General features: G+C 67.9%; 19 protein-coding genes and 1 tRNA gene. 8 read left to right on the top strand and 12 right to left on the bottom strand.

The annotated features are described in order from the left end of the window. Positions 1–35: 35 nt before the first annotated feature. Positions 36–1343, top strand: coding sequence for a Coenzyme F420 hydrogenase/dehydrogenase, beta subunit C-terminal domain (locus I4U41_RS02750; protein WP_206859566.1), 1308 nt, complete (start codon positions 36–38; stop codon positions 1341–1343). Here the strand turns inward: I4U41_RS02750 and I4U41_RS02755 are convergent. From I4U41_RS02755 to I4U41_RS02765, 3 genes are read right to left on the bottom strand one after another with little or no spacing between them, the layout of a single operon-like run. Next, a complete protein-coding gene (locus I4U41_RS02755) occupies positions 1321–2253 on the bottom strand; it encodes a glycosyltransferase family protein (RefSeq protein WP_206859567.1) in 933 nt (310 codons plus the stop codon). The genes I4U41_RS02750 and I4U41_RS02755 overlap by 23 nt on opposite strands. 9 nt (positions 2254–2262) lie before the next feature. Next, complete coding sequence (locus I4U41_RS02760; protein WP_206859568.1) at positions 2263–3147, bottom strand: glycosyl hydrolase; 885 nt, start codon at positions 3145–3147, stop codon at positions 2263–2265. 20 nt (positions 3148–3167) lie between these two features. Then, the gene (locus I4U41_RS02765) at positions 3168–4493 is read right to left on the bottom strand and encodes an inositol-3-phosphate synthase (protein ID WP_206859569.1); all 1326 of its coding nucleotides are present in this window, start codon (positions 4491–4493) and stop codon (positions 3168–3170) included. Positions 4494–4611: 118 nt separating this feature from the next. On the opposite strand from I4U41_RS02765, the gene I4U41_RS02770 reads away from it, so the two are divergent. Then, a complete protein-coding gene (locus tag I4U41_RS02770; RefSeq protein ID WP_206859570.1) occupies positions 4612–4773 on the top strand; it encodes a hypothetical protein in 162 nt (53 codons plus the stop codon). Between the two features lie 264 nt (positions 4774–5037). Here the strand turns inward: I4U41_RS02770 and I4U41_RS02775 are convergent. Then, positions 5038–5122: transfer RNA gene (locus I4U41_RS02775), tRNA-Leu, on the bottom strand. A gap of 252 nt (positions 5123–5374) precedes the next feature. Here I4U41_RS02775 and rnk point away from each other — a divergent pair. The 3 genes from rnk to I4U41_RS02790 all read left to right on the top strand — a co-directional run bounded on the left by rnk (position 5375) and on the right by I4U41_RS02790 (position 8968). Then, entirely contained in the window at positions 5375–5788 is a 414-nt protein-coding gene (gene rnk / locus I4U41_RS02780; RefSeq protein WP_206859572.1) for a nucleoside diphosphate kinase regulator, read from the top strand. 81 nt (positions 5789–5869) lie between these two features. Further along, the gene (gene parC / locus I4U41_RS02785; protein ID WP_206859574.1) at positions 5870–8113 is read left to right on the top strand and encodes a DNA topoisomerase IV subunit A; all 2244 of its coding nucleotides are present in this window, start codon (positions 5870–5872) and stop codon (positions 8111–8113) included. Between the two features lie 195 nt (positions 8114–8308). Continuing rightward, positions 8309–8968, top strand: a complete 660-nt coding sequence (locus I4U41_RS02790; protein ID WP_206859576.1) for a thiopurine S-methyltransferase — start codon at positions 8309–8311, stop codon at positions 8966–8968. A 203-nt stretch (positions 8969–9171) separates the two neighbouring features. On the opposite strand, the gene bfr is transcribed toward I4U41_RS02790, so the two are convergent. From bfr to asnB, 3 genes are all read right to left on the bottom strand, one after another. Beyond that, complete coding sequence (gene bfr / locus I4U41_RS02795; RefSeq protein ID WP_206859578.1) at positions 9172–9660, bottom strand: bacterioferritin; 489 nt, start codon at positions 9658–9660, stop codon at positions 9172–9174. A gap of 96 nt (positions 9661–9756) precedes the next feature. Next, positions 9757–10926, bottom strand: a complete 1170-nt coding sequence (locus tag I4U41_RS02800) for a threonine aldolase family protein (RefSeq protein WP_206859580.1) — start codon at positions 10924–10926, stop codon at positions 9757–9759. A 67-nt stretch (positions 10927–10993) separates the two neighbouring features. Then, the gene (gene asnB / locus I4U41_RS02805; RefSeq protein ID WP_206859583.1) at positions 10994–12685 is read right to left on the bottom strand and encodes an asparagine synthase B; all 1692 of its coding nucleotides are present in this window, start codon (positions 12683–12685) and stop codon (positions 10994–10996) included. Between the two features lie 332 nt (positions 12686–13017). On the opposite strand from asnB, the gene I4U41_RS02810 reads away from it, so the two are divergent. Continuing rightward, on the top strand, positions 13018–15366 hold the full coding sequence (locus tag I4U41_RS02810) for a penicillin acylase family protein (RefSeq protein ID WP_206859585.1): 2349 nt from the start codon (positions 13018–13020) through the stop codon (positions 15364–15366). 209 nt (positions 15367–15575) lie between these two features. Here the strand turns inward: I4U41_RS02810 and dapE are convergent, their stop codons facing one another. The 5 genes from dapE to map all read right to left on the bottom strand — a co-directional run bounded on the left by dapE (position 15576) and on the right by map (position 21505). Continuing rightward, positions 15576–16724 carry a succinyl-diaminopimelate desuccinylase gene (gene dapE, locus I4U41_RS02815; RefSeq protein ID WP_242524976.1) on the bottom strand — a complete coding sequence of 383 codons (1149 nt, stop codon included), beginning with the start codon at positions 16722–16724 and terminating at the stop codon, positions 15576–15578. Then, positions 16717–17082, bottom strand: coding sequence for a Spx/MgsR family RNA polymerase-binding regulatory protein (locus I4U41_RS02820; protein WP_206859589.1), 366 nt, complete (start codon positions 17080–17082; stop codon positions 16717–16719). The genes dapE and I4U41_RS02820 overlap by 8 nt, the downstream gene beginning before the upstream one ends. A gap of 98 nt (positions 17083–17180) precedes the next feature. Next, the gene (gene dapD, locus I4U41_RS02825) at positions 17181–18077 is read right to left on the bottom strand and encodes a 2,3,4,5-tetrahydropyridine-2,6-dicarboxylate N-succinyltransferase (protein WP_206859590.1); all 897 of its coding nucleotides are present in this window, start codon (positions 18075–18077) and stop codon (positions 17181–17183) included. Then, positions 18078–20714: a [protein-PII] uridylyltransferase gene (gene glnD, locus I4U41_RS02830; protein WP_206859591.1), complete on the bottom strand. Its 2637-nt coding sequence runs from the start codon at positions 20712–20714 to the stop codon at positions 18078–18080. It abuts the gene before it with no gap. Beyond that, positions 20711–21505 carry a type I methionyl aminopeptidase gene (gene map / locus I4U41_RS02835; protein WP_425492461.1) on the bottom strand — a complete coding sequence of 265 codons (795 nt, stop codon included), beginning with the start codon at positions 21503–21505 and terminating at the stop codon, positions 20711–20713. The genes glnD and map overlap by 4 nt, the downstream gene beginning before the upstream one ends. A gap of 334 nt (positions 21506–21839) precedes the next feature. Between map and rpsB the strand changes: the two genes are divergently transcribed. Beyond that, positions 21840–22646, top strand: coding sequence for a 30S ribosomal protein S2 (gene rpsB / locus I4U41_RS02840; protein ID WP_206859594.1), 807 nt, complete (start codon positions 21840–21842; stop codon positions 22644–22646). A 135-nt stretch (positions 22647–22781) separates the two neighbouring features. After that, positions 22782–23663: a translation elongation factor Ts gene (tsf, locus tag I4U41_RS02845; RefSeq protein ID WP_206859595.1), complete on the top strand. Its 882-nt coding sequence runs from the start codon at positions 22782–22784 to the stop codon at positions 23661–23663. Positions 23664–24057: the final 394 nt, after the last annotated feature.

The following is a 24057-nucleotide window of genomic DNA, read 5'->3' on the forward strand; positions in this document are numbered from 1 at the left end:
TTCGCGCGGGCCGCTGCATCGGATGCGGCGGATGCGTGGCGCAGTCCGAAGCGGGCGCGGCCGTGATGCGATTCGATGCCTATGGACAGCTGAAGCCCAGTGGCTCCCGGGCGTGGAATCGCAACGCTGGTTCCATCGTCGGGAAAACCTGTCCGTTCTCGTCGGATGCAGTGGACGAGGACGAGCTCGCGTCGGCGCTGTTTCCCGATGCGCCGGCGCACGATCCGGCGACCGGCCGCCATGTCACGGCCTACGTCGGCCATGTGATCGAAGGCGACTACCGGCAACAAGGAAGTTCCGGCGGGCTGGCCAGCTGGATGGCGTCGGAGCTGTTGCGCAGCGGGCGCGTGGACGCCGTCGCGCATGTGCACGCCTGCGAGGATCCGGGGGCGAGCGGGCGTTTGTTCGAATACCGCCTTTCGCGCACCGAAGCCGAAGTGCGCGCCGGTGCGGGTTCGCGCTATTACCCGGTGGAGATGTCCGGGGTGTTGCGCACGATGCTCGGCGAACCGGGGCGTTATGCGATCGTCGGGATTCCTTGCTTCGTCAAGGCCGTGCAGCTGATGCGGCGGTGTCATCCGCGCCTGCGCGAACGCATCGCCTGCACCATCGGCCTGTTCTGCGGGCATATGAAGAGCGCGCGCTTCGCCGAGAGCCTTGCATGGCAGATGGGCGTCGACGCGCGCGAGGTGCAGCGCATCGATTTCCGCAAGAAGCATCCCGACCGCCCCGCGAACTGGTATCACGCCGCGATCGCATTGAAGAACGGAGAGACGCGCGGTCACGACTGGTGGCCGCTAGTGGATGGCGACTGGGGCGCGGGATTCTTCATGGATTCGGCATGCAATTCCTGCGACGACGTGATGGCGGAAACCGCCGATGTGTCTTTCGGCGACGCGTGGGTCGAGCCGTATGCATCGAGCTGGCAGGGCCATAACGTCGTGGTCGTGCGTACGCCGGACCTCGATGCCCTGTTGCGCGAAGCCAGCGACGCCGGGCGCATCGAACTCACGCCGGTGGATGCGGCTTTCGTGGCCGCGACGCAGGCGGCGGGTCTGCGGCAACGTCGCGAAGGACTGGCCTTCCGGCTCGCACGTTGTAGCGATCCACCGCGCAAGCGGGTGCAGCCCGACGCGCCCGCGCCGACGCCGCAACGACGGCGGATCTACGCGCTGCGCGCATCGATCTCGCGCTGGAGCCATCGCATGTTCCGCATCGCCCGTGCGCTTCGCATCCGCACGATCTACCTGCTGTGGGCGCGCGCCGCACTCACCATCTACCACGCCTTCGCATACCGGCGCGGGCGCCTTGGTGCGCTGGTCAACCGGCTCGGGCTTGGATGAACTTCGGCAGGCGCGCGGCGACGCGATCGAGCACGTCGTCCCATGCGCCGGGTTTCGCCTGGCGGAACAGGCGCATCGTCGGATACCACGGACTGTCCTCGCGTTCGCGCATCCAGCGCCAGTCGGGATCGTGCGAGAGCAGCGTCCACACCGGAACGCCAAGCGCGCCGGCCATGTGCGCGGGCATCGAATCGATGGTGACCAGCAGGTCCATCGCACGCACCGCGCGTGCGTAGGAAACGAGGTCGAGTTCTCCCGGGAACGTGCCCGACTCGCCATCCCATCCCGCTTCGATCGCGTCGGGCTGCAGGATGAACCAGTCGATGCCGCGCAGTTCGAGCAGCCGTCGTACACGGGCGAACCCGATCGAACGCCGCGCGTCCCACGCGCCGGAGCGCCACACGAGCCCGACTGCCGGCCGTTTCGGATCGACGCGCAACGGCAGCGGCTCGGCGTGAAGGTATGGCGCTCCAGCTGGAATCGTTTCGATCGTCGTGCGGAACACGTGCGCGAGTTCCATGATCTCGACGTCGACGTCGTACCGAACATCAGGCACGCCATCGTGCAATGGGAGAACATGATCGATGCCGTCCGTGCGCGCGAGCAGCGGAACGAGTCCCGGCTGCGCCCACACGATCACCTCGCGCGCACGCGTGTGCAGCAGCGGCATGTAGCGGACGAACTGGATCGTGTCGCCGAGGCCGTGATAGCAGCGCACCAGCACGCGCCGATCGTCGACGGGCTCGCCCTTCCACACGTACTGTTCGTGTCGCGGCCAATGCCAGCACGATGCACGACGACGCTGCAGCAACTGCGCGTCCGTGACGCGCCACGCTTCTTCCCAGCGCCCATCGCGCATGTGGTCGAGCCATGTTTCCAGTGGCGTGGCGGCGGGCGCGCCGGCGTTCATGTCATCGGCTCAGGAATAACGACGCATCATCTCGACGCAGAAGTCGGCGAACTCTCGAGGTTCCTGCGGCGGACTGGTGTGGTGCGGGCGCAGACCCTTCGACTCGGGCGTGAAGCAGAACGTCACGGTGAGATCGAAATCCTCCAGCGACAGCATCATGCGATCGAACCAGCGCTGTGCATCCGGGCGCAGGTGGTCGGCCCAGCTCAGGCCTGTCCGAAGGCGCCTCACGCCCAGCCGTTTCAGCCACTCCACGGCGGCGTCCAGCCGGTGATCCTCGAAGTGGAACCACTGGCAGATGCCCAGTTCCGGCGTGTACTGCGCGAACTGTTCCAGCGCGCGCTTGGGCGTTCCGTCCTCCAGCAGCAGGCCCATGTGGAAATGCCGGTAGTACGACGAACCTTCGGCTTCGCGATGGCGGGTGGTCGCTTCCCATGCGCGCGGCAGGTCGTAGAGGCTGTACCAGTGGATGCGATCCACGCGTCCGCACAGCAGCTCGGCCGTGCGACGCAGGCCGAACTCCTGCACTTCCTCGGCGCCGAAGCTGGACACGCCCACTTCCGTCACCCACACCGGAAGCTGCGTGACGGCCTCGATCTCGGCGACCTTCCCGCGCCAGTCGTGGATCGGCCACAGGTTCCAGTCGAGCGGAAAGCCGTGCACGGCGACGGCATCGAGGTCGGCGACGGCATCGAATTCCTGCAGCCGCAACATGAAACCCGGATCGATCGGCGAAATGCCGCCCAGCACGCGCAGCACCTGCGGACGTTCGGCCTTCACCGCCTGCGCGGCGGTCTTCACCATCTGCGCGTACAGGCGCCACTCGGGGTCGAGTTCGAGGTCCCAGTGCGATTTGTTGTTCGGCTCGTTCCAGAAGGTGACCGCTTCGATCATCGCTGCACGTCCGCAGTTCGTCAGAGCGCTTCCACCAGTTCCTGGTAGTAGTCCAGGCCCAGGTGGGTGATGAGGTCCTCGCCCATCAGGTGGCGAAGCGTGTTCTGCAGCTTGATCAGCTGGCGGAAGATGTCGTGTTCCGGCCGCAAGCCGGGCGCCGTCTGCGGCGACTTGAAATAGAACGACAGCCATTCCTGGATGCCGGACATCCCGGCGCGTTTGGCCAGATCGATGAACAGCGCAAGATCCAGCACGATCGGCGCGGCGAGGATCGAATCGCGGCACAGGAAGTTGATCTTGATCTGCATCGGATAGCCGAGCCATCCGAAGATGTCGATGTTGTCCCAGCTTTCCTTGTTGTCGCCGTGCGGCGGGTAATAGTTGATGCGCACCTTGTGGTACAGGTCGCCGTAGAGCTCCGGGCTCAGTTCCGGGCGCAGGATGTCCTCGAGCACACCGAGTTTCGAAACTTCCTTGGTACGGAAGTTGTCGGGATGATCGAGCACCAGCCCGTCGCGGTTGCCCAGGATGTTCGACGAGAACCAGCCGCGGATGCCGAGCGCGCGCGCCTGCAAACCTGGCGCGAGGATGGTCTTCATCAGCGTCTGCCCGGTCTTGAAATCCTTGCCGCCGATGGGCGTGCCGGTCTTCAGCGCGAGTTCGACCATCGCCGGGATGTCGCACGTCAGGTTCGGCGCGCCATTGACGAAGGGAATGCCCTGAGAGATCGCGGCGTAGGCGTAGATCATCGACGGCGCGATCGCCGGATGGTTGTCGCGCAGGGCCTGCTCGAATGCGTCGAGCGTGGCGTGCACGTCGTGGCGTTCGAGGTATTTCTCGGTCGATCCGCACCACACCATCGCCATGCGCGAGCAATCGTGTTCGCGGCGGAAACGCCGCAGGTCGTCGGCGACGGCTTCGACGCGTTCCATCGCATGCGTCTCGCGCTTGACGTGGCGACCTCCAAGGTTCGGCACGAACGCGGGATCGAACACCGCCGGCATGGGCCGGATCGCGTCGAGTTCGTCCTTCACCGAATCGAGCAGCGCCGCGTCGAGCACGCGTGCGTTGCGCGCGGACTCGTAGACGCTGTCGTCGTAGACGTCCCAGCCGCCGAACACGATGTCGTCCAGCGGCGCGAGCGGCACGAAGTCGCGCACGCGCGGGCAGCGGTTCTCGGTGCGTTTGCCGAGGCGGATGTTGCCCATCTGCGTGAGCGATCCGATGGGCTGCGCGCCGTGCTTGCGGATCGCCTCCACGCCGGCGATGAAAGTCGTGGCCACCGCGCCCAGTCCCGGCATCACGATGCCGAGGCGGCCTTCGGGCGTATCGATTCCAGTACGCATGAGGGTGCCGTTCGATGGGACGGAACCAGCTTGCGGACGCAGGGGTATGTGGCTGTGAAGTGGATGTTCGGGGACGTTCACGCGTGTGCGCGGTATGGCGCACGCTTGGGCGTTGCTGATGAAGAAGAGGAAGAAGCTGCGGGACGGGATGGTGAAGCGAAGGGATGAAGATGAAGAAGAAGAAGCGGACTTGGGGCCGTCCGTGTTCTTGCTTTCACTCCTGCTTGTCATTCCCGCGTTCGCCGGGCGATTCACGCTGCCCGCGCCGAAGCTGTTGTAGCCCGGGTAAGCGAAGCGCACCCGGGGTGTTACGTCTCCGGTGACGCTGTCCCGGGTGCGGCCTGCGGCCTTACCCGGGCTACACAGGCAGAGGTGCTGCACTTCAGCCCTCCCCAGCATTCGCGGGGAGGGAGTGCCTGCCCTCGGCATCGCAAGGACCACCGCAGGCTCACCGCAAGCCGATTCGCCAGCCGCAGAAAACAAAAAACCCGCGCAATGCGCGGGTTCTTGTGCCGGGCCCGAAGGCCATTCAGCGTGAATCATCTGGTGCCCAGGAGAGGACTCGAACCTCCACGGTTTTACCCGCTAGTACCTGAAACTAGTGCGTCTACCAATTCCGCCACCTGGGCATCGCTACGGTGTTTCGCCGTGCGAGGCCGCGTATGTTGCGGTGCGACGGGCGGCTTGTCAACGCCCCGTCACGAAAATTTTCACCTTCGATGCAGCCTGGGACGGCGGCCGACCGCCGGAGCCCCCCGCGCCCCGCCCGGTCCGGCATTGTCGGCTTGAAAGCCCGACCCGCTCGGGGCTATGGTCGCCGGACATTTTCGTCTGCGGGCGGCGCATCCGGTGCGGCGCCCGCGTTGCTTTGGAGAGCCGCAATGTCCGAACCCAAGCCCCTGCTGCTGATGTCGCGCCTGGATGTGGAGCGCATCGAGTCGCTGCTGGAAACCCCGGCCGCCCAGAACGTGGACACGTCCGCGCTGGAGGCCGAACTGGAGCGCGCGACCATCGTCGAGCCCGCGCAGATGCCGCCGGACGTCATCACCATGAATTCCACCGCCCGTTTCCTCGACGAAACCAGCGGCGAGGAGCGCGAACTGACGCTGGTCTTCCCGCGCGACGCCGACGGCAGCGCGGAAAAGGTGTCGATCCTCGCGCCGGTCGGCAGCGCCCTGCTCGGCCTGCACGTGGGCGATTCCATCGAATGGCCGCTGCCCGGCGGTCGCACGATCCGTCTGCGCGTGCTGTCGATCCGCTACCAGCCCGAAGCCGCCGGCGAACTGCATCGCTGAACCGTGCCGGCGCGCCGGCCGCTTCCCGCGCGCGCCGCTTAGAATCACCGCATCCCCGACTCACCTGGTCCGTACCGCTACATGAACGATACCGTCCGTCCGGCATTCCACGGCTTCGAACAGATCCCGCTGCGCGAGTACGCCGAGCGCGCCTACCTCGATTACTCGATGTACGTGGTGCTCGACCGCGCCCTGCCGTTCCTCGGCGACGGGCTCAAGCCGGTGCAGCGCCGCATCATCTATTCGATGAGCGAGCTGGGACTGAACGCGGCGTCCAAGCCGAAGAAGTCCGCGCGCACCGTAGGCGACGTGATCGGCAAGTACCACCCGCACGGCGACAGCGCCTGCTACGAGGCGATGGTGCTGATGGCCCAGCCGTTCTCGTACCGCTATCCGCTGATCGAAGGCCAGGGCAATTTCGGTTCCAGCGACGATCCGAAGTCTTTTGCCGCGATGCGCTACACCGAAGCCAAGCTGACGCCGATCGCCGAGGTGCTGCTGGGCGAGCTCGGCCAGGGCACGGTCGACTGGACGCCCAACTTCGACGGCACGCTGGAAGAGCCCTCGTGGATGCCGGCGCGACTGCCGCACCTGCTGCTCAACGGCACCACCGGCATCGCGGTCGGCATGGCGACCGACGTGCCGCCGCACAACCTCAATGAAGTCGTCAGTGCGTGCGTGCGCCTGCTCGACGACCCCGACGCCACCACGCGCGACCTGTGCGAACACGTGCGCGGCCCGGATTACCCGACCACGGCGGAGATCATCACGCCGGCGGCGGACCTCATCCAGATGTACGAAACGGGCCTGGGCAGCGTGCGTGCCCGCGCCGTCTACGAGAAGGACGGCCCGAACCTCGTCATCACCGCCCTGCCGTACCAGACTTCGCCGGGCAAGGTGATCGAGCAGATCGCCACGCAGATGCGCGCGAAGAAACTGCCGTGGCTGGAGGACATCCGCGACGAATCCGACCACGCGAACCCGACCCGCATCGTGCTCGTGCCGCGCAGCAACCGCGTGGACGCCGAGCAGCTGATGGGCCACCTGTTCGCGACGACGGACCTCGAGAAGAGCTATCGCGTCAACTTCAACATCATCGGTCGCGACGGCCGCCCGCAGGTCAAGGGCCTGAAGGCGCTGCTGACCGAATGGCTGGCGTTCCGCACCGAAACGGTGACGCGCCGCCTCAAGCATCGCCTGGACAAGGTCGAGCGCCGCCTGCACCTGCTGGAAGGCCTGCTGGCCGCGTTCCTCAACCTCGATGAGGTGATCCGCATCATCCGCACCGAGGACGAGCCCAAGCCCGTCCTGATGAAGCGCTTCAAGCTCAGCGAGGAGCAGACCGACTACATCCTCGAAACCCGGCTGCGCCAGCTGGCGCGCCTGGAAGAGATGAAGATCCGCGGCGAGGAAGACGAGCTCAAGGCCGAGCGCGAACGCATCGTCGCCACGCTGGAAAGCCGCGCCAAGCTGAAGAAGCTGGTGAAGGACGAACTGCTGGCCGATGCGAAGAAGTTCGGCGATGCGCGCCGCTCCCCGCTGGTCGCGCGCGGCGCCGCGCAGGCGCTGAGCGAGACCGAACTGGTCGCGAGCGAGCCGATGACCGTCGTGCTCAGCGAGAAGGGCTGGGTGCGCGCGGCGAAGGGCCACGACATCGACGCCGGCGCGCTCAACTACCGCGAAGGCGACGAGCTCCTGGGCGCGGTGAAGAGCCGCAGCACGCAGCAGGTCGCGTTCCTGGATTCGACCGGCCGTGCGTACTCGACCGTCGTGCATTCGCTGCCGTCCGCGCGCGGCAACGGCGAACCGCTGACGGGCCGCTTCTCGCCAGCACCGGGCGCGTCGTTCCAGGCGCTCGCCAGCGGCGACAACGACACGCGTTTCGTGCTCGCGTCGAGCCATGGCTACGGTTTCGTCACCCGCTTCGAGAACCTCACCGGCCGCAACAAGGCCGGCAAGGCGATGCTCTCGCTCACGCCGGGCGCGAAGGTGGTGCAGCCGGCGCCGGTGAACAGCGTCGAACAGGACCGCATCGCGGTGGTGACCAACGTCGGCCACCTGCTGGCGTTCCCGGTCGGCGAGCTGCCGGAACTCGACAAGGGCAAGGGCAACAAGCTCATCGACATCCCGAAGGCGAAGCTCGGCACCGAGCGCGTGGTCGCCGTCGCGGTCGTGTCGCCGGGCGGCACGCTGGTGGTGAAATCCGGTGCGCGCACGATGTCGATCACGTTCAAGGACCTGGACACCTACCTCGGCGCACGCGCGACGCGCGGCGGGTTGCTGCCGCGCGGGTGGCAGAAGGTCGAAGGCCTGGCGGTCGAGTAAGGCGCAGCGAGCGCCTCGCGCTCGCTGCGACGTACCCACCCCATCCCGTCATCCCGGCGAAGGCCCGGATCCAGGCCGGCAACCATTACGAACGCGACGACACCGACACTGGTACCGTGACAGCCTGGATTCCGGCCTTCGCCGGATGACGGGACGGTGCGAAGCGTTGTCGCTGCTCCAGCACAAGGACGAATCATGCACCCCGACTTCTGGCATCAACGCTGGGCCGACAACCAGATCGGCTTCCACCAGGACGCGCCGACACCGCTGATGCTCAAGCATTGGCCGTCGCTCGGCATCGTGCCGGGCACGCGCGTGTTCGTGCCGCTGGCGGGCAAGTCGCTCGACATGGCGTGGTTCGCCGCGCAGGGCTATCGCGTGCTGGGCGTGGAGCTGTCGCGCATCGCCATCGAGGCGTTCTTCGCCGGCCACGGCGTCACGCCCGAGGTGAGCGAATCGAAGTACGGCACGCACTACCGCGCCGGCGACATCGAGCTGATCTGCGGCGATGCGTTCGGCCTGGACGAAGCGGCGCTGGCCGATTGCGGGGCGGTGTTCGACCGCGCGGCGCTGATCGCGCTTCCCGCCGAGCTTCGCCGCCGCTACGTGCACGAGCTCTACGCCCGCCTGCCCTCGCACAGCCGTGGCCTGCTGATCACACTGGAATACCCGCAGCATGAGAAGGCCGGCCCGCCTTTCAGCGTGGTCGAGGACGAAGTGCGCGTGCTCTACGGGCGCGACTGGAACGTCGAAACGCTGGAACGCCGCGACATCCTCGAATCGCAGCCGAGGTTCGTCGAGGAAGGCGTGACCGCGCTGCATACCTCGGTGTATCGGCTGGACCGGAAGCGCTGACCTTCAAGCGAGGAACGGGAAAGAGTCGGGAACGAGAAACGAGCTTCTGTAGCCCGGGTAAGCGAAGCGCACCGCCCCCCCCCGGGTAATTCAGTCATGTCGACGATGACCGCGCCGCAGCGCGTTACATCGTTCAAGCAGCCGTTCTTTGGATCTGCGCGATCCCCGGGTGCGCTCCGCTTACCCGGGCTACAGGAGCGTCGTCACTCCGCGGACGCGGACTTCTGCGCCAGCCGCGCCGTGAGGTAGTTCTGGATGCCCAGGCGGCGGATCAGCCCAAGCTGCTGCTCCAGCCAGTGCGCATGATCTTCCTCGGTGTCCTGCAGCTGCACGCGCAGGATTTCGCGGCTGACGAAATCGCCCTGCTGCTCGCACAGCGCCATGCCCTGCGCGAGCGCGGCGCGCACGCGATACTCGACGTCGAGGTCGCGCTGCAGCATTTCCTCCACCGTATGACCGGCGACGAACGGTTCCGGACGCATGTCCGGATCGCCTTCCAGGAACAGGATGCGCCGCAGCAACGCGTCGGCGTGCTCGGTTTCTTCCTGCATCTCGTGGTCGATGCGCTCGTACAGCGACTGCAGGCCCATGTCCTCGTAACGACGGGAATGGATGAAGTACTGGTCGCGCGCGGCCAGTTCGCCGCGCAGCAGCATCTTCAGGTAATCGACGACTTCGGGATGGCCTTTCATGGGGGGACTCTCCTTGCCAGGCGCATAGGGTGCCCGATCGGAAAGCACCGCGTCCGAATCGGAATCACTCGCAGTCGCATGCGCGCGGGCCGCGCATCAGGCCTTCACGGCCGCCATCAGCGCCTGGGCGATGGTATCCGGCGCCGCGCGCAGCACGCTCGGGTTCACCTGCATGGCGAACTCGCCCGTGTCCGGATCCGGACGTGGCAGCCACACGCCGCGCTGGCGCGTGCGCGTCCGGAATGCCGTCGCATCCACGCCCGTGACCGACAGGAAGAACCGGCTCGTGCCCATCGGTACCCTGCGGACCTTGAAACGCCGCTCCGGTTTGAGCAGCGCGAGCACCCGGTCCGTCGCCTCCCACGCACGCGCATAGTCCGCCTCGTAGGATTCGACGAACTGCGTCGCCACCGCCGCCACCGGCCACGCCTGCGGCAACGAACCGCCGAACATCCGCCGCATGTGGTACAGCCCCTCGATGAACGACGAATCGCCCGCAAGGATGGCGCCCGACGCCGCATTGAAGTGCTTCCACAGCGACACGAACACCGTGTCGAACAGCGCGGCGTACTCCTGCACGCCGCGCCCGGAGTGGTACGGCAGGTTGAACAGGCGCGCGCCGTCCAGGTGCAGGCGGATGCCCTGCTCGCGCGCGTACCGGGACACGCGCTGGAGTTCGTCGAAATCGACCATCGCGTGATCGCAGCGACGCACCGGCGATTCGATCGACAGCACGCCGACCCTCATCGGCACGCGCCCGCTCGCCGAGAGCCCGACCCAGCGCTTCACCTCATCCAGCGCGAGCGTGCTTTGCCCTTGTGCGAGCGGGATCAGGTTGAGGCCGCTCAGCACGTCGCCGGCATCGCCGCTGTCGGCGTAGAAATGGCTCTCGGCCTGCACCAGCACGCGGCGGTTCTCGCCGGCGAGCTTGCGCAACGCGATGTGGTTGGCGAGCGTGCCGGTCGGCACGAACATCGCCGCCTGCTTGCCGAGCTTCTTCGCGAAGGCGGTTTCCAGTTCCTCCACGACACCGCCGTTGGAGTAGTTGTCCGCGGGCAGGTCGCGCTTCGATGCCGCCTCGTCCAGCAACGTCGCGTATTCGCGCGGCGACAGGCCGAGTCCGTCGTGGACGAAGTTCACCTCGCGGAACAACGCCGGGTCCGCAGCGAGGCCACCGCCGGTGGCCTGCGCGGCCGGCGCGGGCGATGCAACGGCCAGGCCGCCCGCGACCAGACCACCCGTGGCTAGGAACCGGCGACGATCCATCGGCGCACCTCATCGGTTGGAGAGCGCCCAAGGTATCCGTTGCCGCGCGCGCGTGCACGGCGTCGCGTCACGCGTTCGCCGCCTCGTGGACGTCCGCCACCGCCCGCCCGGACGGGTCGGCCATCTTCGCGAAGGCCGCGTCCCACGCGATCGCCACCGGCGACGAGCACGCGATCGACTTCCCGCCCGGCACCGTCTGCGCGCAGGCCACGCCCGGGAAGAACTGCTCGAAGATGTGGCGGTAGAGGTATGCCTCCTTCGTCTGCGGCGGGTTCACCGGGAAGCGGCTGGCCGCCGCCGCGAACACGCGGTCGCTCACCTGCGCTTCCGCATGCGCCTTCAGCCCGTCGATCCAGCCATAGCCGACGCCATCGCTGAATTGCTCCTTCTGCCGCCACAGGATCGAATCCGGCAGGTAGCCCTCGAACGCCTCGCGCAGGATCGCCTTCTCGATCGAGCGGCCGTTCGGCCCCTTGCGCACCATCTTGTGCGCCGCGTCCATGCGCATGGCGACGTTGAGGAATTCGACGTCGAGGAACGGCACGCGCGGCTCCACGCCCCACGCCATCATCGACTTGTTCGCACGCAGGCAGTCGTAGTTGTGCAGCGCGTCGAGCTTGCGCACGGTTTCCTCGTGGAATTCGCGGGCGTCCGGCGCCTTGTGGAAGTAGAGGTAACCGCCGAACACCTCGTCGCTGCCCTCGCCCGAGAGCACCATCTTCACGCCCATCGCCTTGATGCGTCGCGCGAGCAGGAACATCGGCGTGGACGCGCGGATCGTCGTGACGTCGAAGGTTTCGATGTGGCGGATCACCTCCGGCAACGCATCGAGGCCTTCCTCGAAGGTGTAGGTGAAGCCGTGATGCACGGTGCCCAGCGCCTTCGCCGCGATTTCGGCGGCGGCCAGGTCGGGCGAACCCTCCAGCCCGATCGCGAAGGAATGCAGGCGCGGCCACCACGCTTCGGTAGTGTCGTCGTCCTCCACGCGCTTGCGGGCGAAGCGCGCGGCCACCGCGGCGACAAGCGAGGAATCCAGGCCGCCGGAGAGCAGCACGCCATACGGCACGTCGCTCATCAGCTGGCGATGCACGGCGCGTTCGAAGGCTTCACGCAGCTCCTGCTTCGACACCTCCACGCCTTCGGTCGCCGCGTGGTCGCGCCAGGGGCGCTGGTAATAGCGCACGGGTTCGCCGCGTTCGCTGTCGTAGTAATGCCCGGGCGGGAACTGCGCGACGTCGGCGCAGGTGTCGGCCAGCGCCTTCATCTCGGAGGCGACGCACAGGCGGCCGTCGCGATCGTGGCCCCAGTACAGCGGGCACACGCCGATGGGATCGCGTGCGATGAGGACCCGTCCGCGCGCGCGGTCCCACAGCGCGAAGGCGAAGATGCCGTTCAATTCGCCGAGCCACTCGCCGACGTCCTCGCGCTGGCGGTACAGGGCGTTGATGACCTCGCAGTCCGAACCGGTCTGGAACGCGTACGGCTGCGCCAGCGCCTGCTCCAGTTCGCGGTGGTTGTAGATCTCGCCGTTGACCGCCAGCGCGAGTTCGCCGTCGGCCGAGCGCAGCGGCTGCGAACCACCGGCGGGATCGACGATGGCCAGCCGCTCGTGCACCAGGATCGCGCCGTCGTCGAGGTGGACGCCGCTCCAGTCAGGGCCGCGATGGCGCTGGCGTTGCGAGAGTTCCAGCGCACGGCGGCGCAGGGCCTGCACGTCGTCGCCGGGTTGGAGGCCGAAGATGCCGAGGATGGAACACATGACGATGACTCCTGGGGTCGGGGGTGGGGTTTTCGGGAGGACAAAAACAAAAAACCCGCGCTTTGCGGCGCGGGCTTCGTGGGTGCTCAGTGCGGTTACAACGCGCTAATCACCGGCCCGCGGGAGGCTGGCGTTATTGCGGTTGTTGTTGTTCAGGCCCTGCGCGGGCGCGCCGCCGCGCAGGGCGGCAGTGGCGGCGTAGGCGGTGGCCTGGACGAAGGTCATGGCTCGATCGTGCAAGAGGTCGGGCCCGCTTGCAAGGGGACATCCGCCCGCCGGCGCCGCCGTTCATCGGATAAGCTCGGCGCGGGGACACCACAGGCGACAGGCCCATGACGAAGTGGATCAGGCGCGTGCTCGTCGCGCTGGTACTGGTACTGCTGGCGGCGGTGCTCGCCGGCTGGTGGCTGATGCGCGGCAGCCTGCCGCGGCTCGACGGCGAACTCGCCCTGCCCGGCCTGTCGGCCCCGGTGACGGTCCAGCGCGATGCGAACGGCGTGGTCACGGTCGATGCGGCCAACGAGAACGACGCCATGCGCGCGCTCGGCTACGTGCACGCGCAGGAACGCTATTTCGAGATGGACCTGCTGCGGCGCACGGCCGCGGGCGAACTGGCCGCGCTGTTCGGGCCCGTCGCCATCGACACGGACAAGCGGCACCGCGTGCACCGCATGCGCGCGCGCGTGATGCAGCACATGGACGCGATCCTGGGCGACAAGCGCGGGATGGCCCAGGCGTACGTCGATGGCGTCAACGCCGGACGCGCCGCGCTGAAGGTGCGGCCGTGGCCCTACCTGCTTCTGCGCACGCAGCCCGAGCCTTGGACGCTGGCCGACTCGGCGCTGACCGGCTACGCGATGTATTTCGACCTGCAGGACGCGCAGAACGAGCGCGAACTGGCGATGTGGCGCCTTCGTCCGCATCTGCCGCCGGCGCTGTTCGCGCTGCTCGCGCACGACGGCACGAGCTGGGATGCGCCACTCGCCGGCCGCCCGCGCGGCGACGCGACGCTGCCCGACGCCTCGACCGTCGACCTGCGCACGCTGCCGATGCGGGAAGGGTCGCGCCCGGCCGACGTACCCGAACGTTCCGATGTCGGCAGCAACAATTTCGCCGTGTCCGGCCAGCTCACCGCCGACGGCCGCGCGATCGTCGCCGACGACATGCACCTGGGCCTGCGCGCACCGAACATCTGGTTCCGCGCGCGATTGCGTTATCCCGATCCGCGCGCCGACGGCGGTCGCGTCGATGCGAACGGCTTCACCCTGCCCGGCCTGCCGGCGCTGGTGGTCGGCAGCAACGGGCACGTCGCGTGGGGTTTCACCAACAGCTACGGCGACTGGCTCGACTGGAAGCGCGTGGCCGATTGCGGCGAGAAGACCTGCGCGGGCGCGACGCGCAACATCGAGATCATTCGCGTGGCGGGAAGCGACGACGTCGAGTTCCCGGTGGACGAAACCGCGTGGGGCCCGATCCTGCACCGCGAACGCGACGGCAGCGGCCTCGCGCTGCGCTGGATCGCCCACCGGCCCGGCTCGATGAACCTCGGCCTTTCCGAATTCCTGCACGCGCGCTCGCTCGACGACGCGCTCGCGATGGCCGATCGCACGGCGATTCCCGCGCAGAACCTCGCCATCGGCGACTCGCAGGGGCGCATCACCTGGCGCCTGCTCGGCCCGATGCCGCAGCGTGGGGCCGGTTGCGATGCGACGCAGGTCGTCGAACCCGACGCCTGCGCGCCGTGGCCGATCACCACCGCGCACGGCACCGCGCTGCCGATCGGCACGGTGCAGCGCCTGTGGACGGCGAATTCGCGCGTGGTCGATGGAACGCTGCTGTCGCGCGTGGGCGATGGCGGTTACGCCAACGGCGCGCGCGCGAAGCAGATCCGCGACGGCCTGTTCGCGAAGGATCGTTTCGCCGAACGCGACCTGCTCGCGATCCAGCTCGACGATCGCGCCCTGTTCCTGCAGCGGTGGTGGACGTTGCTGCGCGAACGCGATGGCGTTGCGAACACGCCCGCGCTACACGAGCTCGCGGTCGCCGCATCCACGTGGCAGGGTCGCGCGAGTGCGGACTCGACGAGTTACCGCATCGTGCGCGCGTGGCGTCTCGCGGTGCACGACCGCCTGCTCGACGGCCTGACCGCGCCCGCGCATGCCGCGCTGGGTGAGGCGTTCGAAATGCCGAACCTTTCGCATTTCGAAGGCGTTGCGTGGCCGCTGGTCACGCAGCGTCCGGCGAACCTGCTGCCGCGCCGGTTCGCGTCGTGGGACGCGTTGTTCGAGGACGCCGCACGCGAAGTGCGCGACGAACTGGCGAAGAGCGGCCCGATCGCGCAGCGCACCTGGGGCGAGCGCAACACCGCGCGCATCTGCCATCCGCTGTGGCGTGCGTTGCCCGGTTTCCTCGAGCCGCAGCTGTGCATGCCCGCCGACGAACTGCCCGGCGACAGCGCCATGCCGCGCGTGCAGGGACCGGAGTTCGGCGCCTCCGAGCGCATGGTCGTGGCGCCGGGCCACGAGGCCGACGGAATCATCCACATGCCGGGCGGACAGAGCGGGCATCCGATGTCGCCGTTCTGGGGCGCGGGGCACGAGGATTGGGTGCAGGGACGGCCGACGCCGTTCCTGCCGGGCGAGACGCGTTACACGATGAAGCTGGTGCCGGGGAACGGCTGACGTTCCCGCAACGTGCTTTTGTAGCCCGGGTAAGCGAAGCGCACCGCGCCCCCGGGCAATACGGTCGTGTCAACGATGACCGCGCCGCGACGCGTTATATCGTTCGAGCAGTTTTCTGTAGCCCGGGTAAGCGAAGCGCCCCCGGGTTCAGACGCGACAGCTCCCCGGGTGCGCTTCGCTTGCCCGGGCTATCACCGCTATCGCGATACTCAGTCGAGCAGCATCCGCTCGATCAACTCCCGATACAGTTCCGGCAACCGCTGCAGATCGGAGACGGACACGTTTTCGTCCACCTTGTGGATGCTCGCGTTCACCGGTCCGATCTCGATGCACTGTGCGCCAAGCGGCGCGATGAAACGCGCATCCGACGTGCCGCCGCCGGTGCTCTCCTCCGGCGCGCGGCCGCAATAACGGCCGAGCACCGAACGCGCCGCCGCGCGCAGCGGGCCTTCCGGCGTGTAGAACGGTTCGCCGCCGCGATGCCAGCGGATCGTGTAGTCCAGGCCGTGACGACGCAGCACGTCCTCGCACTCGCGTTCGAGCTGCTCGGCGCGCCAGTTCGGATTGAAGCGCAGGTTGAACAGCGCCTGCAGTTCGCCCGGAATCACGTTGTTCGCGCCGGTGCCCGAGTGGATGTTGCTGATCTGCAGGCTCGTCGGTGGAAAGGTTTCGAAGCCGTCGTCCCAACGCCGCGCGGCGAGCTCGCTCAGCGCCGGCATCGCGAGATGGATCGGGTTGCGCGCCTTTTCCGGATACGCCACGTGGCCCTGCACGCCGATCACGTTGAGCGTCGCCGACAGTGTGCCGCGACGTCCCACGCGCAGCAGGTCGCCCAGCGTCGCCTTCGACGACGGCTCCCCGGTAATGCACCAGTCGATGCGCTCGCCGCGCTTGCGGAAGACCTCGGCGACCTGGCGCACGCCGTCGACCGCATCGCCTTCCTCGTCGGACGTGACCAGCAGCGCGACGCGGCCCGGATGGTCCGGATGCGCGGCGACGAAACGCTCCAGCGCGACGACGAACGCCGCCACGCTGCCCTTCATGTCGGCCGCGCCGCGCCCGTAGAGCACGCCGTTGCGGATCTCCGGCACGAACGGATCGCTGCTCCACGCCTCGCGCGGCCCCGGCGGCACGACGTCGGTGTGACCCAGCAGCACCAGCGTCGGGCCTTCGCTGCCGTGCACTGCCCAGAGGTTGTCGACGTCGCCGAAGCGCAGCGATTCGCAGCGGAAACCCGCGGCCGCCAGGCGACGCGAGATCGACGCCTGGCAGCCGGCGTCGTCGGGCGTGACCGATGGACGCGCGATCAGGTCCAGCGCCAGCGCCAGCACCTCGTCGGCAGCGGATGCATCAGCCAAGGGTGCCCACTCCGAAGCGCTTCTTGAAGCCGTTGTCGCTGAAGCCCTGCGCGATCGCGCCGTCCCCGGTGATCACCACCGGGCGGCGGATCAGCTGCGGATACTCCTTCAGCAGCAGCTTCCATTCCGCGTCAGAGCCCGGCGTCTTGCGGTTGTCTGGCAGGGTGCGCCAGGTCGTAGACGACTTGTTGATCATCGCGTCCCAGCCGCCGAGCCGGTCCTTCCACTCCACCAGCGTGTCCGGCGCCTGGCGCTGGTCGCGGTAATCGACGAAGGAATGCGCGACGCCGAAGCGATCCAGCCACTTGCGGGCCTTCTTGCAGGTGTCGCAGTTGTTGAGTCCGTAGAGCGTTGTCATGGGAGTAAGACTCGAGAGTGAGAAGTGGGCGCAGGATGCAGTGTGATATCGGAAGGCGGAGCGAACTCACTCCTCACTTCCTCAACCCCGCTCCCGCGTCACTCCGCCAACCCGCGCAACAGATCATTGATGCTCGTCTTGCTGCGCGTCTTCGCATCCACCTGCTTCACGATCACCGCGCAATACAGCGAATGCGAGCCGTCCTTCGCCGGCAGCTGGCCGGAGACGACGACGCTGTACGGCGGCACGAAACCGTAGGAGATCTCGCCCGTCGCGCGGTTGTAGATGCGCGTGCTCTGGCCGAGGAACACGCCCATGCCGATCACGCTGTGGTGGCCCACGACCACGCCTTCGACGACTTCCGAACGCGCGCCGATGAAGCAGTGGTCCTCGATGATCGTCGGGCTCGCCTGCAGCGGCTCCAGCACGCCGCCGATGCCCGCGCCGCCGGAAAGATGGCAGTGCTTGCCGACCTGCGCGCACGAACCGACCGTCGCCCACGTGTCGACCATCGTGCCCTCGCCCACGTGCGCGCCGATGTTGACGAAGCTCGGCATCAGCACGACGTCCTTGCCGATGTGCGCGCCGCGACGCGCGACGGCGCCCGGCACGACGCGCGCGCCCAGCTTGCGGAAGTCCGACTCGCCATAGCCGGCGAAACGTGCCGGCACCTTGTCCCAGTACGGCGCGGGATACCCGTCGACGACCTGCATGTCGTTCACGCGGAAGTACAGCAACACCGCCTTCTTCAGCCATTCGTTGACCGTCCAGCCGCCCTTGCCGTCCGGCTCGGCGACGCGGAATTCGCCGGTCTCCAGGCCGGAAATCACGCGTTCCACCGTCGGGCGCGTGGAGCCTTCGATCTCGTCCAGCGTCAGCATCGCGCGGCGCTCGAAGGCGCTGTCGATCATGAACTTCAGCTCGTCCACGCCCGGCCCGGCGGGCACGGCCTTCTTGCGCGCGGTCTTGCGGGCGGTCTTCTTCTGCAGGGCCATTCAACAGTCTCCTTCGAGGCAGGCGAGCAAGGCTTCGCGCAGCGCCTGCCGCCTTGTTTCATCGAGCGCGCCGTCGCGCCCGTCGTGATGGGGATGGGTGATCTGGAACACGTCCTCGGCGCGTTCGCCGAAGGTCGCGATGCGCGCATCGTGCACGCGCAGGCCCTGGCTGCGGATCGCGTGCGTCACGTCCGCAAGCAGGCCGGGGCGGTCGGTGCACACCAGGCTGAGCATCGTGCGCGTGCCGGCGTCGCTTTCCAGCGTGTCGAAACCGATCTGCGGCGCGATGCGGAAATGCCTGAGATGACGCGGCTGCGCGCGACGCGCCGGCCGGATGCGATCCAGGTCGCCGGCGAGCGCGGCGCCCAGGCGCTGTTCGACCTCTTCGCTCGTCGGCGGGCAACGCGGATCGATCGGCACGACTTCGAAGCTGTCGAACACCATGCCGTTCGGGCCGTCGAGCACCCGCGCCTGCTGGATTGCCAGGCCCAGGCGGTCGAGCGTGGCGACGATCGCGGCGAACAGGCCGTCGCGATCGGGCGAATGGATGAAGACTTCCAGCGCACCGGCATGCTCGCCTAGCGCACGAGCGCGAACGCGCGTCTGCCCCGGTTCGACGCCGCGCAGCGAAGCGGCCTGCCACGCGATCTGGTCGGGACGTCCGCGCTCGAAACCGATCTGCGGCATGCGCGCGTACAGCGCATCGACCTGTTCGTCGCCGATGCCCATCGTGGCGAGCATCGCGCGCGCGGCGTCGCGCGTTTCGTTCGCGCGTTCGTCGCCGGCGACGGGATGTTCGAGCCCGCGTCGCAGCGCCAGGCGCGTGGCGGTGTAGAGATCGGCGAGCAGCCGGTCCTTCCACGCGTTCCACAACTTGGGCGACGTGCCGGCGATGTCGGCGCAGGTCAGCAGGTAGAGATGATCGAGGCGTTCGCGATCGGCGACCTTGCCGGCGAAACGGTGGATGACTTCGGGATCGGCGATGTCCTGCTTCTGCGCGGTCACCGACATCAGCAGGTGCTGGCGGACGAGCCATTCCACCAGCGCACCGTCGGCCTGCGACAGGCCCATGGTGCTGCAGAAGATGCGTGCATCCTCGGCGCCGAGTTCGGAGTGATCGCCGCCGCGTCCCTTGCCGATGTCGTGGAAAAGCCCGGCGAGCAGCAGCAGTTCCGGCTTGCGCAGGCGCGGCCAGACCTCGTGCGCGATGCTGAAGCGCTCGTCGGCGATACCCGATGCGAAGCGCGCGAGATTGCGCAGGACCGCAAGCGTGTGCTGATCGACCGTGAATACGTGGAACAGGTCGAACTGCATGCGGCCGGAGACTTTCGCGAACGCCGGGATCCAGCGTCCGAGCACGCCCAGGCGCGCCATGCGTTCGAGCGCGTGCACCGGATGCGGGCCGCGCAGCAGCGCCATGAAACGCTCGCGCAAGGCCGGTTCGGCCTGCTGGAACGCCGGCACGCGCGACAGCGATTCGGCCAGCGCGCGCGCCGTGCGCGAATGCAGTCCGCGGACGGCATCGTGCGAAGCCCACACCGCGAACAGCGCGAAGACGTCGTAGGCGTCGCGCGGCCAGTGCGGATCGCGTGCGCACAGGTAATCGCGGCGCAGCTCGAACGCGTGGTCGATCGCGACCGGCGTGCTTTCGCCTTCGATCTGTTCCTCGAAACGCTGCAGCAGCCGCTCGCCGATGCGCAGCACCAGCGCGGCGCTGCGATAGAACCCCTGCATCATCTGCTCGACGGCGAGGTTGTCGGCGTTGTCGACGTGGCCCAGGCGCTCGGCCAGCACTTTCTGGTAATCGAAACGCAGCCGTTCCTCGCGCTTGCCGGCGACCAGGTGCAGGCCGAAGCGCAGGCGCGACAGCGCGCGGCGTTCGCGTTCGAGCGTGGCGAGTTCGTCCGCGCCGAACTGGCCGATGGCGACCAGCGACTCCAGATCGCCCGTGCCGACGATGCGCAGCGCCATCCAGCGCAGCGTCTGCACGTCGCGCAGTCCGCCGGGGCCTTCCTTCAGGTTGGGCTCGAGGTTGTCGGCGGTGTCTTCGTAGCGCGCGTGGCGCAGGCGCAGTTCCTCGCGCTTGGCGGCGAAGAACTCGCGCGCCGGCCACACCAGGCTGGGCGCGATCGCCGCCTGCAATGCGTGCAGGTGTTCGACCTGCGCGACCAGCGGACGCGCTTCCAGCATCGCGGTGAGCACGGTGATGTCGGCCGCCGCTTCCGTGCACTGCACCGGCGAGCGCACCGCATGGCCGACCGGCACGCCGCCGTCCCACAGCAGCGCGACGAAACGCGACAGCGCTTCGGCGTGCGCGGCCTGCGCGTCGGGTTCGGCGAGCACGAGCAGGTCGACGTCGGATTGCGGGAACAGTTCGGCGCGGCCGTAGCCGCCGACGGCGAACAACGCCAGCGGGGCGTCGTCCGGAAGGCACGCCTTCCACGCGGCGCGCACCTGCGCATCCATCGCGCCTGCACGCGCGGCGAGCAGGCGGTCGATGTCGGCGTTGGGGTCCCCGTCGAAGGCCTTGGCGAGGCCGGCGTCCACCGTGGCGAGGGCCGCGCGGATCGCCGCGGCCGGGTCGGCACTGCCCTGCGCCGCCGAAGGCTCATCGACGGCGGCGGAGCGGTCGCTCATAGGTCGTTGTCGTCACCCGGCACGCGGGTGAGGATCTCCACGCCGTTCTCGGTCACCGCGACGGTGTGCTCCCACTGCGCGGACAACTTGCGGTCCTTGGTGACCACGGTCCAGCCGTCGGGCAGCAGCTTGGTGTAGCGCGTGCCCTCGTTGATCATCGGCTCGATGGTGAAAGTCATGCCCGGCTTGAGCACGAGCCCTTCGCCGTTGCGGCCGTAATGCAGGACCTGCGGATCCTCGTGGTAGATCCGCCCGATGCCATGGCCGCAGTATTCGCGCACCACGCTGAAGCGCTCGGCTTCGGCGTACTGCTGGATCGCCGCGCCGATGTCGCCCAGGGTCGCGCCCGGCTTCACCGTGCGGATGCCTCGGAACATCGCCTCGCGGGTCACGTCGACCAGGCGCTTCGCCATGACCGACGGCGTGCCGACGACGTACATGCGGCTGGTGTCGCCGTGCCAGCCGTCCTTGATGACGGTGACGTCGATGTTGACGATGTCGCCGTCCTTCAGGACCTTGGCCTCGCTCGGGATGCCGTGGCAGATGACATTGTTGACCGAGGTGCAGACGGTCTTGGGGAATCCCTTGTAGCCGACGTTGGCCGGGATCGCCTTCTGCACGTTGACGATGTGATCGTGGCAGATGCGGTCCAGTTCCTCGGTGGTCACGCCCGCCTTGACGTGCGGGGCGACGACCTGGAGCACCTCGGCGGCCAGGCGGCCGGCGACGCGCATCTTCTCGATCTCTTCGGGGGTCTTGATGGTGATGGGCATGGCGGCATTATGGCCCATCCGCGGTCCGTTCAGGCTTTCCCGACGCCCGAAGTTGCCCGTAACGCACTGTTACGGCTACAATCCCGCGGCTCAGCGACCGGCTCCGTCCGATCCTGACCGCCCACGCCAGGGCGAGAGCGCACCGGCCCCGTCCGGAACGCAGGCGAATACACACCCGCAGCCACACGTCGTGCCGGGGTGCCGGACGTCCACCAGGACGTCTGGTTCGGCCACGAACGCTGCGGGGAGGCCCAACCCCGGAACCCCTGCCCCCGGCCCTGCCGGCGGCACCGCCCTTCACACCGTGCTTTGTTCACGCGGGCGGCCGGTTCCACTGCCTGGAGTCAAAGCAATGCCCCAGATCACCATGCGCCAGATGCTCGAAGCCGGCGTCCACTTCGGCCACCAGACCCGCTACTGGAACCCGAAGATGGGTCCGTACATCTTCGGCGCGCGCGGCAAGATCCACATCATCAACCTCGAGAAGACCGTTCCGCTGTTCAACGACGCGATGAACTTCATCTCGGGCGTCGCCCAGAAGCGCGGCATGATCCTGTTCATCGGCACCAAGCGCAGCGCGCGCGAGGCGATCAAGGAAGAGGCCGAGCGTTGCGGCATGCCGTACATGACCCAGCGCTGGCTGGGCGGCACGCTGACCAACTTCCGCACGGTGAAGCAGTCGGTGCAGCGCCTGAAGGAGCTGGAAGCGGCCGAGACCGACGGCACCTTCCAGAAGCTGGTCAAGCACGAAGTGCTGGGCCTGCGCCGTGAGCGCGAGAAGCTGGAAGCCTCGCTGGGCGGCATCAAGGACATGAACCGCCTGCCCGACGCGCTGTTCGTGATCGACATCGGCCACGAAGACATCGCGATCAAGGAAGCCAAGAAGCTCGGCATCCCGGTCATCGCCGTCGTCGACACCAACTACGACCCGGCCCTGGTCGACTACGCCATCCCGGGCAACGACGACGCCATCCGCGCCGTGCAGCTGTACGCCCGTGCCGCCGCCGACGCCGTGCTGGAAGGCAAGGCCGCCGCTCCGTCGGCCGCGTCGGTTCGCGAGGAAGACTTCGCCGAAGCCGCCGAGGGCGAGGAAGGCAAGGCTCCGCGCCGCGCCCCGGCCAAGAAGGCCGCCGGCAAGAAGGCCGAAGCGGCCGAGTAAGGACCGCGTCATGTGGCCGCGCCAAGCTGCGCGGCCACGTCCGAAGTTTCTGCGTCGCGCGGGCCAGGTCCCGCCGCGATGTCCGGAATCGCAAAAGGCGGGTCGCGACCCGCCCTACACCATAGAGGTACCCCCATGGCAGAAATCACCGCTTCCCTGGTCAAGGAACTGCGCGAGCGCACCGGCGCCGGCATGATGGAGTGCAAGAAGGCGCTCACCGAGAACAACGGCGACATCGACGCCGCGGCCGAGTGGCTGCGCAAGTCGGGCCTGGCCAAGGCCGACAAGAAGGCCGACCGCGTCGCCGCCGAAGGCCGCATCGCCGTCGCCCAGAACGGCGGCAAGGCCGTGCTGGTCGAGATCAACTCCGAGACCGACTTCGTCGCCAAGGACGAGAACTTCCTCGCCTTCGCCAACGCCGTCGCCAACGCCGCGCTGAGCTCCGGCGCGACCGACGTCGAAGGCGTCAAGGCCGCCAAGCTCGCTTCGGGCGAAACGGTCGAGGAAGCCCGCGCCGCCGCGATCGCCAAGCTCGGCGAGAACATCCAGGTGCGTCGCCTCGCCCTGGTCGACGGCAACAACAACGTCGCGGCCTACGTGCACGGCGGCAAGATCGGCGTGCTGGTCGAGGTCAAGGGTGGCGACGCCGACCTGGCCCGCGGCCTGGCGATGCACGTCGCCGCGATGAACCCGCCGCACATCAAGGCGTCGGACGTCCCGGCCGACTTCGTGGCGAAGGAAAAGGAAATCGAGCTGGCCAAGATGTCCGACAAGGACAAGGCCAAGCCGGCCGACATCCTCGAGAAGATCATCAGCGGCAAGATCGCCAAGATCGTCAACGAGGTCACGCTGTACGGCCAGCCGTACGTGCTGGACACCAACCAGACCGTCGAGCAGGTCCTGAAGGCCGCCGGCGCCGAAGTGGTCGGCATGCAGCGCCTGGCCGTCGGCGAAGGCATCGAGAAGGTGGTGGAAGACTACGCCGCCGAAGTCATGAAGCAGGCCGGCCTGGCGTAAAGCCTCCGGTCCCTTCGGACAGAGAAAAGGCCGCGAGCGATCGCGGCCTTTTCCTTTTCTGCGGCGCGAGGGGAGAGAGGAGCGCGCCGCGGGGGAAGGTCTGGAGAAGCCGTCCGGGGCTTCTCCAGAAGGGATCTCCGCGGCAGGGTCCGCTTCGATCCGCAGGCGAGTCCCGTGGTTCCCGCCAGGTACGCACCCTCCTGGTACGCATGAAACGTGGCTGCCCGGATGGACCGCCGAAAAAGTGCGCCATCCATGGCGCGGAGACATCCGTATCCGTCGTCCTGATCCCGTTACGACCTCCATAACGGGGCCGGGGCGCCTCCCCCCTACCCCCGGCGGACATATTTTTTCGGGGCTCGTCATGGGCGGGCTTCCCAAGCCCTTCTCCCAT

Source organism: Lysobacter changpingensis, from assembly GCF_017308985.1.
GTDB classification, from domain to species: domain Bacteria; phylum Pseudomonadota; class Gammaproteobacteria; order Xanthomonadales; family Xanthomonadaceae; genus Lysobacter_J; species Lysobacter_J changpingensis.

Coding starts and splice junctions, on each gene's coding strand:
- I4U41_RS02755 (WP_206859567.1), bottom strand. CDS start 2,253: ATGAACGCCGGCGCGCCCGCCGCCACGCCACTGGAAACATGGCTCGAC.
- I4U41_RS02760 (WP_206859568.1), bottom strand. CDS start 3,147: ATGATCGAAGCGGTCACCTTCTGGAACGAGCCGAACAACAAATCGCAC.
- I4U41_RS02765 (WP_206859569.1), bottom strand. CDS start 4,493: ATGCGTACTGGAATCGATACGCCCGAAGGCCGCCTCGGCATCGTGATG.
- I4U41_RS02770 (WP_206859570.1), top strand. CDS start 4,612: ATGAAGAAGAGGAAGAAGCTGCGGGACGGGATGGTGAAGCGAAGGGAT.
- rnk (WP_206859572.1), top strand. CDS start 5,375: ATGTCCGAACCCAAGCCCCTGCTGCTGATGTCGCGCCTGGATGTGGAG.
- parC (WP_206859574.1), top strand. CDS start 5,870: ATGAACGATACCGTCCGTCCGGCATTCCACGGCTTCGAACAGATCCCG.
- I4U41_RS02790 (WP_206859576.1), top strand. CDS start 8,309: ATGCACCCCGACTTCTGGCATCAACGCTGGGCCGACAACCAGATCGGC.
- bfr (WP_206859578.1), bottom strand. CDS start 9,660: ATGAAAGGCCATCCCGAAGTCGTCGATTACCTGAAGATGCTGCTGCGC.
- I4U41_RS02800 (WP_206859580.1), bottom strand. CDS start 10,926: ATGGATCGTCGCCGGTTCCTAGCCACGGGTGGTCTGGTCGCGGGCGGC.
- asnB (WP_206859583.1), bottom strand. CDS start 12,685: ATGTGTTCCATCCTCGGCATCTTCGGCCTCCAACCCGGCGACGACGTG.
- I4U41_RS02810 (WP_206859585.1), top strand. CDS start 13,018: ATGACGAAGTGGATCAGGCGCGTGCTCGTCGCGCTGGTACTGGTACTG.
- I4U41_RS02820 (WP_206859589.1), bottom strand. CDS start 17,082: ATGACAACGCTCTACGGACTCAACAACTGCGACACCTGCAAGAAGGCC.
- dapD (WP_206859590.1), bottom strand. CDS start 18,077: ATGGCCCTGCAGAAGAAGACCGCCCGCAAGACCGCGCGCAAGAAGGCC.
- glnD (WP_206859591.1), bottom strand. CDS start 20,714: ATGAGCGACCGCTCCGCCGCCGTCGATGAGCCTTCGGCGGCGCAGGGC.
- map (WP_425492461.1), bottom strand. CDS start 21,505: ATGGGCCATAATGCCGCCATGCCCATCACCATCAAGACCCCCGAAGAG.
- rpsB (WP_206859594.1), top strand. CDS start 21,840: ATGCCCCAGATCACCATGCGCCAGATGCTCGAAGCCGGCGTCCACTTC.
- tsf (WP_206859595.1), top strand. CDS start 22,782: ATGGCAGAAATCACCGCTTCCCTGGTCAAGGAACTGCGCGAGCGCACC.